The 17044-nt window shown below is 36.0% G+C and carries 13 protein-coding genes; 7 read left to right on the top strand and 6 right to left on the bottom strand.

Features of this window, described 5'->3' with window-relative positions; genetic code table 11:
- Positions 1–25: 25 nt before the first annotated feature.
- Both G5B32_RS01560 and G5B32_RS01555 read right to left on the bottom strand, forming a co-directional pair.
- On the bottom strand, positions 26–1171 hold the full coding sequence (locus tag G5B32_RS01560) for an exo-beta-N-acetylmuramidase NamZ domain-containing protein (protein ID WP_165289799.1): 1146 nt from the start codon (positions 1169–1171) through the stop codon (positions 26–28).
- Between the two features lie 75 nt (positions 1172–1246).
- The gene (locus G5B32_RS01555; RefSeq protein WP_165289798.1) at positions 1247–2104 is read right to left on the bottom strand and encodes an AraC family transcriptional regulator; all 858 of its coding nucleotides are present in this window, start codon (positions 2102–2104) and stop codon (positions 1247–1249) included.
- A 147-nt stretch (positions 2105–2251) separates the two neighbouring features.
- On the opposite strand from G5B32_RS01555, the gene fucP reads away from it, so the two are divergent.
- The 7 genes from fucP to G5B32_RS01520 are packed head-to-tail and all read left to right on the top strand — an operon-like array spanning position 2252 to position 8808.
- Positions 2252–3505, top strand: coding sequence for an L-fucose:H+ symporter permease (gene fucP, locus G5B32_RS01550; protein WP_165289797.1), 1254 nt, complete (start codon positions 2252–2254; stop codon positions 3503–3505).
- 9 nt (positions 3506–3514) lie between these two features.
- On the top strand, positions 3515–3844 hold the full coding sequence (locus tag G5B32_RS01545; RefSeq protein WP_165289796.1) for an L-rhamnose mutarotase: 330 nt from the start codon (positions 3515–3517) through the stop codon (positions 3842–3844).
- Positions 3845–5509, top strand: coding sequence for a UxaA family hydrolase (locus tag G5B32_RS01540; protein WP_165289795.1), 1665 nt, complete (start codon positions 3845–3847; stop codon positions 5507–5509).
- A gap of 31 nt (positions 5510–5540) precedes the next feature.
- The gene (locus G5B32_RS01535; protein WP_165289794.1) at positions 5541–6305 is read left to right on the top strand and encodes an SDR family NAD(P)-dependent oxidoreductase; all 765 of its coding nucleotides are present in this window, start codon (positions 5541–5543) and stop codon (positions 6303–6305) included.
- A gap of 17 nt (positions 6306–6322) precedes the next feature.
- A complete protein-coding gene (locus G5B32_RS01530; protein WP_165289793.1) occupies positions 6323–7177 on the top strand; it encodes a fumarylacetoacetate hydrolase family protein in 855 nt (284 codons plus the stop codon).
- A gap of 6 nt (positions 7178–7183) precedes the next feature.
- Positions 7184–8014 (top strand): amidohydrolase family protein, encoded by an 831-nt coding sequence (locus G5B32_RS01525; RefSeq protein WP_165289792.1) that lies wholly within the window; start codon positions 7184–7186, stop codon positions 8012–8014.
- A 5-nt stretch (positions 8015–8019) separates the two neighbouring features.
- On the top strand, positions 8020–8808 hold the full coding sequence (locus tag G5B32_RS01520) for an SDR family oxidoreductase (RefSeq protein ID WP_165289791.1): 789 nt from the start codon (positions 8020–8022) through the stop codon (positions 8806–8808).
- A gap of 39 nt (positions 8809–8847) precedes the next feature.
- On the opposite strand, the gene G5B32_RS01515 is transcribed toward G5B32_RS01520, so the two are convergent.
- The 4 genes from G5B32_RS01515 to G5B32_RS01500 all read right to left on the bottom strand — a co-directional run bounded on the left by G5B32_RS01515 (position 8848) and on the right by G5B32_RS01500 (position 16944).
- Positions 8848–10737, bottom strand: a complete 1890-nt coding sequence (locus G5B32_RS01515; protein WP_165289790.1) for a hybrid sensor histidine kinase/response regulator — start codon at positions 10735–10737, stop codon at positions 8848–8850.
- A gap of 318 nt (positions 10738–11055) precedes the next feature.
- Positions 11056–12381, bottom strand: a complete 1326-nt coding sequence (locus G5B32_RS01510; RefSeq protein WP_165289789.1) for a glucoamylase family protein — start codon at positions 12379–12381, stop codon at positions 11056–11058.
- 48 nt (positions 12382–12429) lie between these two features.
- A complete protein-coding gene (locus G5B32_RS01505; protein ID WP_165289788.1) occupies positions 12430–13923 on the bottom strand; it encodes a RagB/SusD family nutrient uptake outer membrane protein in 1494 nt (497 codons plus the stop codon).
- A gap of 21 nt (positions 13924–13944) precedes the next feature.
- Positions 13945–16944, bottom strand: coding sequence for a SusC/RagA family TonB-linked outer membrane protein (locus G5B32_RS01500; protein ID WP_165289787.1), 3000 nt, complete (start codon positions 16942–16944; stop codon positions 13945–13947).
- Positions 16945–17044 lie beyond the last annotated feature (100 nt).

Raw genomic sequence — 17044 nt, 5'->3', positions numbered from 1 at the left:
TGAAAATTTTTCATTGGGCTTTTCCTTAATACAGTAAAAACGGAGTTATTTCTTTTTCCCAATCTTCAATGCCTTCTCTTGTGTTTATTTTATGTTGTTTCAAATATTTAAAAGCATTTGGTATTCCTAATAATTTATCTAAATGTTTGTTTCCATCAGGATTAACGTTGGTATGGTAATTACGTTCTTTTAAATGATCTGGAAACATGCTGTAGATAATCTGAATGAGATTTATGAAATATTGAACGGATTGAAATGCAGTTGGATTTTTAGGAATAATTCTCAAACCGTGACATTCTTCTCCAATATACAAACTCATTGTGGAGGTATAATGTACAACCTCTATATCCGCGCCAACTAATTCTTTGGAAACCTGTTTATATAATAGATCAGCATCTATCCAAGGCGCACCGAATTGTGCAAAAGGATAATCTGTTCCTCGGCCTTCTTGGATATTTAATCCTTCAAAGAGACAAGCACCCGCGTACGTATATATAGTTTCTCTGTTTTGAATGGCTGGAGATGTAGGGAAGAAAGGATAGTCTGTGTTTGTTGCCCTATTCCAGTTTTCCATTTTCTGAATTTGTAAATCTAATTTCGGGTAATATTTACCTCTGAAATATTGAGCAAGTTCTGCCAAAGTACATTGGTGAGTAATAGGAATATTAAATCTTCCTATAAATGAACTACAACTCTCATTCAAAAAAGGACCTTCTGCCAAATGAATAGCCTGCTCTATTGGATTTGGTCTGTCTAATAATAGGACTGGCTTATTGTATTTTTCGCAACTCTCCAATACGTGGGTCATCGTCCACAAGTAAGTATAAAATCGAGCTCCAATATCGGGTAAATCCACTATAATCAAATCCAAATCGGCTAAGTCTTTCTCCGTCGGAGCAAGTTTTTCACTATATAGACTGATGATAGGAATTTGTGTTGCGCTATCAATGTGGTGATCGATATAAGCCCCATCATCTCCAGTTCCATCAAATCCATGTTCGGGAGCAAAAAGTTTGGTTATATTAAATCCAGCGTCTTTCAACGCTAATCGGCTATGTTGACCCTTACTAGTCATTGAGGCGGCATTGCAGACTAATCCTATTTTTAAGTTTTTATTGATGGATTCTTTTTCAAGTAAAATATCGACGCCAAAACGTGTGGTAGATTTCATGCGCTGAAAATAAGGAATTACAATTTAATCCAAAGATTTATTGACCTTATTATATAAAGAAGCGTAGTATTAAAATTAAATTGTCGTGATTGTATTTAATTTTTTATACTGTTTTGGGCTAGTATCCGTTACACTTTTAAATATTTTATGAAAATTCACAAAGTTGTTGAAACCGGATTCAAAGCAAATTTCTTTGAGATTCATATCAGAAGATTTTAATAATCTACAGGCATGAGCGACACGCAGTTCACTTACGAATTGGATTGGAGTTTTACCAGTTTTTTGTTTAAAATATCTACAGAATGAATTTTTAGTCATCTTCGCTAAGCTCGCTAATGCATCCAATTCCACTTTATTACGGTAATTATCTTTAATGTAATTAATCACATCATTCATCCTTTTATGATCTAACGAATGCGTATAAACTTCGTAGTTTTCGCTAATCAACATTTGCGGTTGATACTTTTCGAAATAATGAAGGGATTCGATGAGTTTGGTGATTTTAAGAATATCCGATTTCTCATGAATATAAGCAAACAGGTCGTTGAACATGGCGTCACAATTCTCCAAATACATTACTCTTGATGAATTGGAAATCAACTGTTGAATACTTTTAGCTTCTTGTAATTGATAAAAATCTTCGCCTAAAAAATTAGGTTTAAAGTGGATCACAATACAGTCAATCGGATTATGTTTGTGAAGATAATCACCATCAAAAAGCCAATAATGCGGAATGTTAGACCCAATTAAAACACAGCTGTTTTCAGCAACACTCTGAATACAATCCCCGACGAATAAAGTTCCCATACCTTTTGCTAAATAGATAAATTCAATTTCTTCGTGATAATGCCAAAGATTATGGTGTTGCGGATAGCTATCTCTGCGCACATGTAAGTTTTTATGATAACTTTCTGTGAGGCTTAGTTTTTTCATATCATCGGTTTATATTATCCACTTATTCAAGTAAATCCTAAAATTAATACTAAAGTAGATAATATAGTTTATGTTTTAGGTAAATTGGTTTATGTAATTATTCTTTAATACCTTTAATTTTATTCCAATCAATTATAAACAAAGACCATGACGAAACAACAAAAGTATACTTTTGCAATTATACTGATTACATCACTATTTTTCTTTTGGGGATTTATTCATAATCTAGATCCTATATTAATCAAGCATTTACGCAGTGCATTTAGCTTAACACATTTCCAAGCGTCCTTAGTTGATTCTGCTGTATTCGTTGCCTATTTTTTATTGGCCATTCCAGCTGGAATCATCATGCAAAAATTTGGTTATAAGGCTGGTATTCTCGTTGGATTAAGTTTGTTCGCCTTGGGTTGCTTTTTGTTTATACCTGCGGCTAACACAGTGAGTTATGGTTTTTTCCTAACTGCCTTATTTATACTTTCTTGTGGATTGACTATTTTGGAAACAGCCGCAAATCCATATATCACCGTGTTGGGTGATCCTGCTAAAGCTACTCAACGCCTTAATTTTGCGCAATCTTTCAATGGTCTTGCAGCTTCACTAGCACCAATTGTTGGAGGAGTTTTTATTCTTGCAGAAGAGCCAAAATCTTCAGAGGAATTAGCTTCCATGTCTGAAGGGGCAAGATTAGCCTACATTCAAGCAGAAACAGGATTAGTGAAAGGACCTTATTTGGTATTGGGGTTAATTATATTGGTTGTTGCCGTATTATTTTTTCTGACCAAATTACCAGATATCAAAGAAGAGGAGGATGGTTCTACTGAGCATGTGGGCTTTTTCAGGAGTCTAAGACACATGCAGGTTCGTTGGGGAATTGTTGCGCAATTCTTTTATGTAGGGGCGCAAGTTTACGTATTTAGTTTTTTATTAGTTTTTGCAGAAGATGCAATAAATATGGCTGGTCAAGATGCAAAATATTACGCAGGACTAGCGGGCTTTTTGTTTATGATAGGGCGATTTGTCGGCACATTTTTTATGCGTTATATAGCTCCTTACAAATTGCTTATGCTTTATAGCATATTTTCTATACTGTTAAGTCTTATAGTGATTTTTGGAACTGGAATATTTACGTTTTATGCGTTGATTGGGATTACGTTTTTCATGTCAATAATGTTCCCGACAATTTTTGCGATCGGCATACAAGGCGTAGGAAGAGATACCAAGTCCGCTTCCAGTTTTATAATTATGTCAATCGTAGGTGGTGCGGTTATTCCTCCTTTAGCAAGTATGATTACAGATAGTACGAAGAATATTCACCTTTCTTATGTGGTGGTATTGTTGTGTTTCCTGGTTATATTGTTGTTTGGATGGAAAACACGTCATGTCAAAGCTATTCAAAATTAAAAAATAGAAATGAAGAGATATGCTTTAGGATTGGATTTAGTAAATGATCCAAAATTAATTCAAGAATATGAGGAGTACCATAAAGCTGTGTGGCCAGAAATCAAAAAATCGATAGCTGATGCGGGAATAGAAAATATGGAGATTTATCGATTTGGCAATAGGTTGTTTATGCTTATGGAGACAGCTGAGGATTTTGATTTCTCTGTAAAAGCTGAAATGGATGCTTCAAATTCAAAAGTGCAAGAATGGGAACAATTGATGTGGAAATATCAGCAAGCGATTCCAGGAGCCAAAGAAGGTGAAAAGTGGGTATTAATGGATAAAATATTTCAATTATAAATGGAAAAAGAGCGTTTGTATTTTTTACAAATACATTCAAAAGATAATGTGTTAGTTGCTTTGCAGGATTTGCAAGCAGGACAAGTCATTGATTTTGCAGGACAAACAGTTGTTTTAGTAGATCATATTAAAGCAAAACATAAATTTACTTTGGCTGATTACGATAAAGATCAGGAAATCTATATGTATGGTGTTTTGGTAGGAAAATTAAACTATGCGCTACCAAAAGGAAGTTTAATTACTGTAGACAATCTGCGCCATGCTTCAGAAGATTTTAAATTGGGTGAGCGCAAATTGGAATGGCACAAGCCGGATGTTTCGAAATATCAGAATAAAACATTTTTTGGTTTTCATCGATCGAATGGTAAAGTAGGCACCGCCAATTACTGGCTGGTCATTCCTTTAGTATTCTGTGAAAATAGAAATGTCTTAACGCTAAAATCTGCATTAGAAGAGAGATTAGGCTATAAAGTAGAAAGCAAGGATTATTCGAATGAGGTAGATTTACTGCTTGATCGATATAAAGCAGGAGCTTCTATCGATGAATTATTACAGATGGACTTAACCTCTTCTAGTATTAAACAGAAGACTAATCGGCCTTTTCCAAATGTTGATGGTGTGAAATTCTTAAATCACGATATGGGTTGTGGCGGGACACGTATGGATTCCGATGCCCTTTGTGGATTATTAGCGGGGTACATCACGCATCCTAATGTGGCAGGTGCGACGGTTCTAAGTTTAGGGTGTCAACATGCACAAGCTTCCATATTACGTGATGAAATCGCTAAAAGAGACGCTAACTTTGATAAACCGTTATACATTTTTGAGCAGCAAAAGGAGGGGACGGAAGCCGAATTGATGCAGAAGGCTCTCAAAGCAACTTTTGCCGGATTAGCTCAGGCTAATTTGCAGACGCGTCAACGCGCTACATTGGACAAACTTTGTATTGGCTTAGAGTGTGGAGGCTCAGATGGTTTTTCGGGAATATCCGCCAATCCCGCTTTAGGAATGGTTTCGGACATTATAGTTAGTTTAGGCGGTTCAGTTATCCTAGCAGAATTCCCTGAATTGTGTGGTGTTGAGCAGGAAATGAGCGACAGATGTCTGAATGAAGATATCGCTCAACGCTTCATGTACTTAATGAAAACCTACAATGCCAAAGCAGAAGCAGATGGTTCAGGATTTTATATGAATCCTTCTCCTGGAAATATTCGTGATGGTTTAATCACGGATGCAATTAAATCCGCAGGAGCAGCTAAAAAAGGGGGCACTTCTCCTGTAGCGAATGTCGCCGATTATCCCGAACTAGCAGATAAACCTGGATTGAATCTATTGTGTACACCAGGAAATGATGTGGAGAGTACTACAGCAGAAGTGGCTGCCGGAGCGAATGTTGTGCTTTTTACAACAGGTTTAGGCACGCCAACGGGTAATCCCATTGCACCGGTAATTAAAATTTCTACCAATACAACAACTTATGAACGAATGCCAGATATAATAGACATTAATTGTGGGACTATTATCGATGGACAAGAAACAATAGAAGAATCAGCTCATCGTATACTTGATTATGTCATTGAAGTAGCAAGTGGTCAACAAGTTCCAAAAGCTGTGAAGCTTGGACAAGATGATTTTATTCCTTGGAGAAGAGGTGTGTCGTTATAGAGATTATGTAATAAATACAATTTAAATTAAGATGTCAAAATTAGAAGGGAAAGTTGCCGTAATTACAGGAGGTGGAAGTGGTATTGGCCAAGCGATTTCAGAGCTTTTTGCTGCTGAAGGGGCTATGGTACATATCATAGATTTAAATGTTGAAGGTGGTAATAAGGTGGTTCAAAATATTATTTCAAATGGAGGAGGAGCGAAATTACACATTTGCTCCGTTTCGAATCAAGCAGAGATAATAAACGTTATTGATTCAATTGGCAAAGTAGATATTCTGGTGAATAATGCGGGAATTGCACATGTTGGAAATCTCGAAAACTGCGCTGAAGCAGATTTTGAAAAAGTTTTTGACGTCAATGTCAAAGGCGCATATAACGCATTATATGCTTGTGTTCCTAAAATGAAACAACAAGGCAGCGGAGTAATATTAAATTTAGCTTCTATAGCAGCGGTGGTCGGTATTGCTGACCGTTTTGCTTATTCGATGAGCAAGGGCGCTATTTACGCAATGAGCATGTCTGTAGCCCGAGATTATATGAAGTATAACATTCGAAGTAATTCTATTTCTCCAGCACGAGTTCATACACCTTTTGTGGATGGATTTATCTCGAAAAACTATCCTGGAAAGGAAGTAGAAATGTTTCAAAAACTTTCCGATTCACAACCTATAGGTCGTATGGCAAAACCAGAGGAAATTGCTAAATTGGCTCTATTCCTATGTTCGGACGATGCCGCATTCATCACAGGTAATGATTATCCAATTGATGGTGGCTTTATTAAACTCAATAACTAACAATTAAAATATAAATAATGAAATTAATACGATTTGGTGAAGTTGGTAAAGAAAAATGTGGTGTACAGATAGAAGGTGTAAATTATGATGTTTCCGATTTCGTGTCAGATTATAATGAATCTTTTTTTGAAAATGAAGGGCTAAAGAGACTACAAGACTATTTGGAAACAAATACTGAGAGACTAACTGAATTACCTAGGGATTCCAGATTAGGTGCTCCGTTTTCAAGGCCTTCCAAAATTGTTTGTATTGGTTTGAATTATAAAGACCATGCAGAAGAAACAGGAGCTGCGATACCAGCAGAACCTATTATTTTTATGAAATCTACCACCGCATTAATAGGTCCGAATGATACGGTAGTAATACCTAAAAACTCTAAAAAAACGGATTGGGAGGTTGAATTTGGAATTGTAATCGGCCAGAAAGCGACTTATGTAGAAGAAGCTGAAGCATTGGATTATGTGGCTGGATATGTATTACACAATGATATTTCGGAGCGTGAGTTTCAAATAGAGCGTGGTGGTACTTGGGATAAAGGCAAAGGCTGTGATACTTTTGCGCCGATGGGACCTGTACTCACTACAAAAGACGAAATTCCTGATATCAATAATGTAAATCTTTGGTTGAAAGTGAATGGCAAGACATATCAAAATGGTAATACCAAGAACTTAATCTTTTCTGTTCCTTTTATTGTTTCTTATGTTTCGCAATTTATGACCTTGCTTCCAGGCGATGTTATTTCTACCGGAACTCCAGCTGGAGTGGGTCTAGGATTTAATCCGCCGATATATTTAAAAGAAGGAGACGTTATTGAATTAGGAGCAGATTATTTAGGCGAGCAAAGACAAGAAGTAATTGATTATAAAAAATAAAACAATATGCGTATAGATGCTCATCAACATTTTTGGATTTATGATCCTGTGAGAGATTCTTGGATTACAGACGAAATGTCTACTATTCAGCGCAATTTTTTGCCAAATGATATTTCTCAAACGCTAAAAGATAATCGTATTGATGGTGTAGTGGCTGTTCAAGCTAGCGAAAGTCATCAGGAAAGCTATTTTTTGGCTGAGTTAGCGCAGGTTTACAAATTGATAAAAGGTGTTGTAGGGTGGGTAGATTTACATTCTGCACATATTGATGAATATTTAGAAGAATTCAAAAAACATGAGATTATCAAAGGTTTTAGGCATGTTATTGAGGCGGAACCCCATGGTGATTTCTTGAGTTCAGATGAATTTTTGCGCGGTATAGAAGCTCTCACAAAATACGATTATATTTACGATTTGCTGATTAGACCGCGTCATTATGCAAGTACATTGGCATGTGTAAAGGCTAATCCGAATCAAAAATTTATGCTTGATCATATTGCAAAGCCACCTATCAAATCCCAAGAGTTTGAAGAGTGGGCTTTGTTTATTGAAAGTCTAGCATCTTTTCCAAACGTATTCTGCAAAGTTTCGGGATTGGCAACAGAAGCGGATTGGACGAATTGGCGACTGGATCATTTTACACAATATATTGATCATGTCATCAAAAGTTTTGGTAAAGATCGTGTATGTTTCGGATCAGACTGGCCGGTTTGTTTACTAGCAGCCAGTTATGAACAAAGCATCGAAATTGTTCAAGATAAATTAAAAGATTTCACAAACGAAGAACTCGATAAGTTTTGGGGACTGAATGCCGTGAAATTTTATAATCTCAAATAACTAATATGGACTTAAATTTAAAAGGCAAAGTTTTCATCGTCACGGGTGGAGCAAAGGGTATTGGTAAAGGCATTGTTTTGGCGTTAGCAAAGGAGGGAGCCATTCCTGTCATTGTTGGGCGTAAACAATCCGATAATAATTTGGTAAAGGATGAGGTTGTAGCTTTAGGAGGCGAAGCCTTATGCGTTGAAGCAGAATTGTCCAATCCTGAAGAATCTAAAAAAGCAGTAGACGCCACTTTAGAGAAGTATGGTCGGATTGATGGGATTGTAAATAATGCAGGGCAAAATGATGGAGTAGGATTGGAAAATGGTAATTATGAAGATTTTATCCAATCTTATCATAAAAATGTGGTACACTATTATTTGATTGTACATCATGCATTATCCGCTTTAAAAGAATCTAAGGGAGTAATTGTAAATATTAGTTCTAAAACGGCAGAAACAGGTCAGGGAGGTACTTCGGGGTATGCAGCATCAAATGGAGCACGCAATGCCTTAACGAGAGAATGGGCCGTTGAATTGTTACCTTACGGTATTCGTGTGAATGCCATTATAGTAGCTGAATGTGCTACTCCACAATACGATACTTGGATTCAAACATTGGATAATCCAGAGGAAACATTGAAGAAAATTACAGATCGTATCCCCTTGGAGCATCGTATGACGACTCCAGAGGAGATTGCAAATACAGCTGTGTTTTTACTTTCCAATCGATCAAGCCATACTACGGGACAATTGGTTTATGTCGATGGGGGATATGTGCATCTTGATCGTGCTTTAATAAAAGAATAAAAACAAAAGGGGATTTTTAAATCCCCTTTTGTTTTGCTTTTAATTATAGTATATCTTAGCTAAATTATCTGGATCAAATCCCTTTTCTAATATTCCATCGAACTGGAAATTAGAATGTTTGTTATCTGCAAAACTACTTTCAGCTGAGTTTGCAAAAACTTTGGTTTGCTGAAGGTCTTTTTTAGACTTAATAGACTCCAATACGTTCCAACCTGATAATGTAGGCATGATGACGTCCGTAATCACAATATCTGGTTTTGTTTTTTCTATATAGGAAAGCGCATGCTCTGTGTCTTCAAAAAATTGAATATTCTTAAAATTGCTAAAAGCTTGTTTTGCTAATAGCAAGTTTATCTTATTATCATCAATGAAGACTATAGAAGTATCTACAGGAATTTCCTTTGTAACCCTAGATTGAATTGTAGGTTTTTTATTAGCAACAGATTTATTCATTGGAACTTGTAAAGTAAAAGTGGAGCCTTTTCCTAATTTATTTTTTACGCTAAGTTTGCCATTTATTTGCTTCGCTAAAATCTGAGATATGTGTAGTCCTAATCCAAAACCAACTTTGTTTTTTTCGCCATCGACAGTATAGTATTTCCTAAAAACCTGATCGATTTTTTTATCGTCTATTCCTATGCCTGTATCCACTATATCTATGGATATTTTATCATTTACAATTTTGCTTTCGAGCTTAATACTGCCTTTGTTGGTGTATTTTAAGGCATTATTAATTAAATTAGAAATTACTTGTCTAAGCCTAAATTCGTTGGATTTAATTTTTAATATAGGATCTAATTGATTTTCGTTAATGAAAGTAAGACCTTTTTGCTCCGCTTGGTATTTATGTAAACTGAAAGTGTCGTTGATAATTTTAGAAATATATACTTCATCAAGTACCACGTCCACAGCACCAGATTCTATTTTACTTAAGTTGAGAATATCATTAACGGTATTATTGATGAGATTAATGTCGTAATTGATATTTGACAGTAATTTGTCATCAATTTCTTCCGCTTTATTGGAAGTCAACAGCTTCATAACACCTTTCAATGAATTTAGAGGTGTACGGATCTCATGACTGATATTGGTTAATAAACTGGTTTTTTCCTCGGCTAATTGTGACGCATAGTCTTTCTCTTTTATCAATTTGTTCTCGTATTTCGATACGACATATTGATAATATATAATAAACATCAACATTAAAAGAATCACACATAAGGCCATTATAGCATACGAGCGAAACTTTTGCGTGTTGAATTTATAGAGCACATAATCATCTTTTTCCACTGTTCTGAATTTTAAAAATTCAATTTCTCGAATGGCTTCAATTGATTTTTTGAGTTCATTTATTAATTCATAATTGGAAGTGATGATCTTTCTTTCTTTTTCTTTGGAAAGTAGATAGACCCTTCTTAAATCTTTTATATTGCTTATATAGCTTGCTTCATTCGTACGAATGAGATTTTCAATATACTTTTGAACAATGTCGATTTGGTTTACATTTAATACCGCGGTATTATTAGTGTTGAGAACTGTATCATTTTTAGCATTGAAAATTCTCTTAAACAGATTTTGTTTTTTCTTCACTATAGTATCTGCATCAGAATCTAGGCGCGCCAATGTATCGCTTAAAATGCGATTGATAACCGAATCACTGCTGACAATTCGATCTCTTTGGACTGTTCTTAAATTATTATTATTCTTAGCAAAATTCTGGTCTGCGAAAATTATTAAATCGTCTATCTGCTTTTTAAGTGCTAAATATTGCATAGATAGCGATTGATCCAAAATGGCAATTTCCTTCTTTTGGACTTTGGTGTTTTGCTGCGCTGGAATAGTATCCAAAGCGTGAATTATTTGCCCTAATGTATCTAATTTACTTTGATAGGCTTTAAAATTCTTGTCATCGAAAGATATAGCATACAATCGAAATAAATTGTCTACTTCTGTGAACGTCGAGAAAAGCTCATATAACGCCGGCGATACCTTGGAATTATGAGATTAGGCAAGATTTAATCTATTTTCAACTTGCTTATACTGTTTGTATTGTTTTATGAATATGGTGCAAAGAATACTGAAAGATACTAGGATAACTAGCACTAACAATAATCTCAACAAAAAAGTTTTTCTAATTGGCACGGTTTTGCTATTTGTATGCGTAAAGATATCAATAATCTATTTATTATCAATAATTCACTACAAATATATTTATTTAAATAATATAATTTTATCTAAAAAGAATAATTATTTGTTATATTGAAAATTTAGTTTTTTTAATCCTTCTTTTATTTCTGGAGCATTCATAAACAAATTCCAGATAAATTGGGATCGATAATTCTCAATCATTACGATAATTGGTCCTTGATCAATAGCGAGATAACGTTGAGGAAACCAGTTCGCCGTTTCACTATAAGCATCATAAAAACCATAAGGCCCCCAAACTTTTGACTCCAGATTCTGAAACAAATAATTAGCAAAGGCGATACTTTCTTTCGGACTGTAAGGCATAGATGATAATGCTGCGGTAGGAGAAATTACGCCCTTATCATTATCTGGGTGATGGGCTTCATATCCATTAATCGAATAGCTGGCTGTTAATCCCCAACCTTTATCCGGACCATAACCTAAATAATTATTAGGATTATCATCTGCATAAGCGATATTGATACGTGTATGATTTTTAACAACCTTTCCATAATCCACATAGTCATCTTTTAAACCATTCGGATTTAATCCAAGAAAGCTGTAATGTGCCCAAAATAATGGACCTACTTCTCCCTGAATAGCATTATGCTTTGCTACAGTAGGTATATTATATTTTTCAATAGCTGTTTTAATTTTTCCATTTCGGGTCCAGCCATTTACATAAACTTGTTTGTCGATTGGAAAAGTAGGAGATGAGGCTGCTAATATATAGGTGATTAAGCATTCATCAAAACCTTGAATAGGATGATTCATCCCAAATTCGTGTTCTGGACTCCAATGCCAAAAGATAACATTTGATCCGTTTGTATAATGTGCCCAATCAATTTCTTTCCATAGTTTGTGGGCTAATAGAGCGATGTCTTTCTGCTCAGGACTACCATTTTTATAGTACTCCCGAATACAAATCAGCGACTGCGCTAGAAAAGCTGTTTCTACGATATCTCCGCCATCATCTTTATTGCCAAAAGCTTTGACTTTGCCAGTAGGACCATCATACCAATGCGCATATGCTCCTTTAAAACGTGGGATTTTATCTAGATAATTTAAAGCTTTTTTAAATCGTTCTAAGGCTTCTTGGGGTTGAATAAAATTTCTTTTTTCTGCAACCAATATACTCATCAATCCAAAACCACTACCTCCAATAGTAATCACGTCTTTATCATTCTGCGGATATACACCATCCAAATGAATGCGTTCACGCGCAAGACCAGAAGTAGGTTCAGCACCTTCCCAAAAGTATTTAAAGGTTTGTCGCTGAATTTTGTTCAATAATTCTTCCGTCTGCTTATCATTTTTTGGTAAGTCAGTTGTTTTACATCCTATAAGAAATAATAGTATAAAAATATATGAAGGGATTAATTTCATGAAATATTATTAAAACCTCCTCTCAATAGAGAGGAGGAAGTTTTATACTTAACTATAATCAGGGTTTTGAACTAATATTCCAGCAGATTTATCAATTTCTGGCTGTGGAATAGGGAAGAAGCGATGTTTTAATTGGTAATTAGAATGTCCGGCGTCGCGCATGGTCTGTACATCAATATCCCAACGTATCAAATCATAGAAACGTTCGTTTTCCATACCCAATTCAACCTGTCTCTCATGTCTTATGACGTTGCGAAGAGCAACTTGATCACGTGTTGAAATGGCTGGTAAAATGGTAGTATTGCCTCCTCGTGCACGGACTCTAACTCTTTCTAATAAATCTAAAGCTAGATCTGTATTCGCTGCCCCACCAACCTCATTAGCAGCCTCTGCTGCTAGTAATACTATATCCGCATAACGTATTATACGTACATTGAACCATTCTCCGAAACGGCTGCCATATCGTGATCGTAAGGTAGGATTAGTATACACTTTTTTATTCCAATAATCTCTTGGTAAATTATCGGGTAAAACTTCTCCATAAGGTTCGTTGCGTTGTCCGCTATATAATACGGTCACATCTTTACGGGGATCATCTGTTTCAAAAGCATCAAGCAAACGTTGATTAGGAACATTCCATCCCCATCCTAAATCCCAAGCGCCAGATCCACGGACACCTTGTCTACCAGCGTAAGTAACCCCAAAATTTTGAACGCCATCGAATAAAGCTTGAATTTCAAAGATGGATTCTTTACTATTTTCACTCTCCTCACGGAAAATCATATTATAAGGTACACTCAAATCATAAATACCGGAATTAATAATTTGCATCGCAGAAGCTAAGCCTTCGCTGTATCTTTTACGAGCCATGAAGGTCTTGGTTTGTACAGCCAAAGCTGCTCCTCTTGTAATACGTCCTGGATGACTTGGCCATGTTTCAGGAAGATACGCCACCGCATCGGCTAAATCTTCATCGATTTGTCTATATATATCATTGATACTTGATTTAGGAATATTAGCGGAAGCTTGATCAGTTATCTTGAAATTAATAAGAGGTATTTCCCCAAATGTTCGAACCATATTAAAATATGCCCAAGCACGTAAGAATTTGACCTCTCCAATATTAGCTAAAGTTCCTTCTGTAGGATTATCAATAGAATCTGCTGTAGCCAATACATTATTAGCTAGATTGATTAAATTGTAATGTCCAGTCCAATAATTATTGACTAGCCAATAATCCAATGGATAATTAAATTCATCAAAGATAGGACCTGCGGCAGCATTATCGCCTGAATTACTGCCTAAACTGGCATCATCCGAGCGAATATTGTGCAGCACCACATAAGGCAAGCCACTCGTTCCTTCGCTTCTTAAACCTGCATAAGCCGCAAATACTTGACCTTCTAAGGAACCCGTAGGCATTTCTTCTTCCGTAAATCGCCCTTTCGGTTTAATATCTAACCAATCTTTACCACAGCTGCTTATGAAAAGAAGCAGGGCTATGCTTAGAATAAATTTATAAGTGTATATCGTTGTTTTCATAATTACTTACTTAAATGCTTGTTAAAAATTTAAGTTTAAACCGAATGTATAAATCGCTGGAACAGGATAAGTTCCGTTGTCTACTCCAAATGAAGTCGTACTTCCGCCAATCTCAGGGGTAAAGCCAGTATTTTTTGAGAATGTAGCGACGTTTTGTGCATTCAAAAACAATCGCAGATTTTGAAGACGCATTTTATTCAATGTTTCAGAAGGGAAGGAGTAGCCTAAAGTAATATCACGAATTCTGAAGAAACTTCCATCTTCAATAAAGTAAGTAGAATATTGTCTATTTACTGATCGGCCTTCATGAAGTATAGGCTCCCAGTTAGAGGTTCCTTCACCATTCCAACGTCCTAGACGGTCTGTAAGAAAATTGAACGTTGCAAATTGGTTTTGATTCCAAGTACGCAGAATTTCGTTGCCATGTACACCTTGGAATTCTATGCCTAAATCAAAATTTTTGTAGGAAGATGAAAGAGAAATTCCATAGAAAAAGTCTGGCGTAGGATTACCAATCATGGTTCTATCTTGCGTATTGATTACGCCATTATTATCTATATCTCTATATTTGATATCTCCTGGTAAAAAGGCTCCTCCGCCTAATCCATTTGTAGCATATTGATTAATTTCAGATTGATTTTGGAAAATACCATCGTGAACATATCCCCAGAAGTAACCAATAGGAAAACCAGCTACCGTACGAGATGCACCGCTTATAATATCGTAACCGTCTGTAGATAGTTTAACTACATTATTTTTAATAGTAGTAATGTTAGCTCCGATGGAGAGGTTCCAGTTTTCGGATAGACTTTGCTGCCAAGTAGCAGCTGCTTCAATACCTTTATTTTGGATAGTTCCTAGATTACTTAATCCAGGTTTACTTCCCAAAATACCAGGTACGCGAACTAAAATATCTTCTGTATTCTTATTGTAATACACTGCTTCGACACTTAGCTTATTCTGAATAGCATTAAATTCAAAACCTGCTTCCCAGCTTTTCACGACTTCCCAATGTAAATTTGCATCAGGAATATACTCTGCTTCATACGCAGGAACTAAATTATCTCCAAATACGGCAGAGTTGCCAGGTACCATCAGCGGGTACATCGGATACCAATTACCTCCTACATTTTGATTTCCTAAAGAAGCCCAAGATCCCTTTAGTTTCAGGTTGTTGATGGATTCTACATTTTGCATAAAGCCTTCTTCGCTCAGCACCCAAGCAGCACCGATAGAATAGAAATTTTGCCAAGGTTTGCCATTTTTCGCAAAGGCAGAGCTTCCATCTCTTCTGAAAGAGGTATTTATTAAATATCTTCCATCATAATTGTACAAAGCCCTTGCTAACCAGGACAAAGTTCGGTATTCTGAGGCTGTACTGTTACCAGTAGTGGTAGCAGGATCTCCTATATTTACGTACCAATAATCTGGATCATTTGGAATTTCAATTCCTTCGCCTTGCGTTCTACGTGCTGTGGTAGCTTCATTACCTTGTAAATAAGTTGTAAAACCGCCCATTAAGGTGAGGTTGTGTTTTCCGAACGTGTTTCTATAGTTTAACAACCAATCTGTTTGGTATTTATAATGTGTGTTTTGTTCGTGATTAACGGAAGTCAATTGATTGCCAATACGTTCTGATTTATCTTCACCTTGAATATCAGGGTTGTAAACCGAGACTAATCCTTGGTAAGTCCTTAAATTATTAAATCCATAATCAGCAGATAAGTTTACCCTAAAATTGAAATGTTCTAGAAAATCAACTTCCGCGTACCAATTAGCTAAAGCTCTATAATTGATTCCAATGTATGTATTTTTTCTTTCCTCAATATCTACAAGGGGATTATTAACCTGTGCACGTTGGAAGTCAGGTAAAGTATGGTAAAGACCATATTGATCGTTGAATATCGGAGCAATTGGAGCTGCAAGGATAGATCCAAATACATTACGTTCTTGTGGTAGGCGAGCGCGGTAACCATTGATGACTATACCTGTTTTAAAATTGTCTGTTAATCTTACCTCATCATTAATGTTTAACGTTATTTGGCTATGCTTCTCATGGTTAATTATTCCTTCGTCTGTAGAATATCCTAACCCTAAACGAAATGAATTCCGTTCTGTCGCTCCACTAACACTAAGATTATTGTAATTGAGAATAGCATTTCTGAATATTTCATCCTGCCAATCGGTATTGCCAGTCCAATTACTGTAGTTATAAGGTGCATCACCCTGATTAGCTCGCTGCTCATCGTACAATTCCTTGAATTGCGCAGCGTTTGCCATGTTCATACGCTTTGCCACATTTTTCATCCCTACACGCGTATTGAACTCAAAATTCAATTGTCCTGATTTAGCGCGTTTGGTGGTAATAGCGATAACTCCATTTGCTCCTCTAACCCCGAAAATAGCTAAACTCGATGGATCCCGTAGTACTTCCATGCTTTCGATATCAGAAGGATTCAGGAAATTGATGTTGTCATTTAACAACCCATCGACCACATACAACGGTTTAGCACCATTGATGGAATTCGTTCCCCGAATACGAATGTCTGGTTCTTGCCCTGGTCTACCCGAATTGGTCACTTGTAAACCTGGAACTTTACCTTGCAAATTAGCGATAGGATTTGTTCCTGGTCTATCCACGATGTCTTCGCCTTTTATTTGTGTGATGGATCCCGTTAAATCTCTCTTCCGAGCCGTACCATATCCGATGACAACTACTTCTTCAAGCGCATTGTCATCACTGACCAAAAACACATCAATTTGACTTTGATTTCCAACAACAATATCTTGTGGCTGATAACCGATGAAAGTGAATGTTAAGGTATCTCCCGCTGCAGCTACAATAGAATATTGTCCTACAGCATTCGTTTGTACCGCTGTCGCTTTGCTTTTTATAGAGACAGTAACACCAGGTATAGTTACTAAAGATTCTTCATCTTTTACTATCCCCGTAATCGTATTTTGCGCATTAACTGAATTAGCATAGAGCAAAATCATGAACAAAGTAAATATATACCTCATATTATTTTGGTTTATAAAGTTTATGTTTATTAGTTTGGTAGTTTTGTAAAGTGATTAGCCTTCAATTAAGCCTAACTTTATGTTAGTGTTCTACACAGTA

This window comes from Sphingobacterium sp. SGL-16 (genome assembly GCF_011043515.1).
GTDB classification, from domain to species: Bacteria; Bacteroidota; Bacteroidia; order Sphingobacteriales; family Sphingobacteriaceae; genus Sphingobacterium; species Sphingobacterium litopenaei.
Note: the sequence above shows the minus strand (reverse complement) of the source record. Positions and strands in the feature narration are given on the sequence as shown.

Excerpts from the sequence above, each read along its gene's own strand:
- G5B32_RS01560 (WP_165289799.1), bottom strand. The coding sequence starts at position 1,171 with ATGAAATCTACCACACGTTTTGGCGTCGATATTTTACTTGAAAAAGAA.
- G5B32_RS01555 (WP_165289798.1), bottom strand. The coding sequence starts at position 2,104 with ATGAAAAAACTAAGCCTCACAGAAAGTTATCATAAAAACTTACATGTG.
- fucP (WP_165289797.1), top strand. The coding sequence starts at position 2,252 with ATGACGAAACAACAAAAGTATACTTTTGCAATTATACTGATTACATCA.
- G5B32_RS01545 (WP_165289796.1), top strand. The coding sequence starts at position 3,515 with ATGAAGAGATATGCTTTAGGATTGGATTTAGTAAATGATCCAAAATTA.
- G5B32_RS01540 (WP_165289795.1), top strand. The coding sequence starts at position 3,845 with ATGGAAAAAGAGCGTTTGTATTTTTTACAAATACATTCAAAAGATAAT.
- G5B32_RS01535 (WP_165289794.1), top strand. The coding sequence starts at position 5,541 with ATGTCAAAATTAGAAGGGAAAGTTGCCGTAATTACAGGAGGTGGAAGT.
- G5B32_RS01530 (WP_165289793.1), top strand. The coding sequence starts at position 6,323 with ATGAAATTAATACGATTTGGTGAAGTTGGTAAAGAAAAATGTGGTGTA.
- G5B32_RS01525 (WP_165289792.1), top strand. The coding sequence starts at position 7,184 with ATGCGTATAGATGCTCATCAACATTTTTGGATTTATGATCCTGTGAGA.
- G5B32_RS01520 (WP_165289791.1), top strand. The coding sequence starts at position 8,020 with ATGGACTTAAATTTAAAAGGCAAAGTTTTCATCGTCACGGGTGGAGCA.
- G5B32_RS01510 (WP_165289789.1), bottom strand. The coding sequence starts at position 12,381 with ATGAAATTAATCCCTTCATATATTTTTATACTATTATTTCTTATAGGA.
- G5B32_RS01505 (WP_165289788.1), bottom strand. The coding sequence starts at position 13,923 with ATGAAAACAACGATATACACTTATAAATTTATTCTAAGCATAGCCCTG.
- G5B32_RS01500 (WP_165289787.1), bottom strand. The coding sequence starts at position 16,944 with ATGAGGTATATATTTACTTTGTTCATGATTTTGCTCTATGCTAATTCA.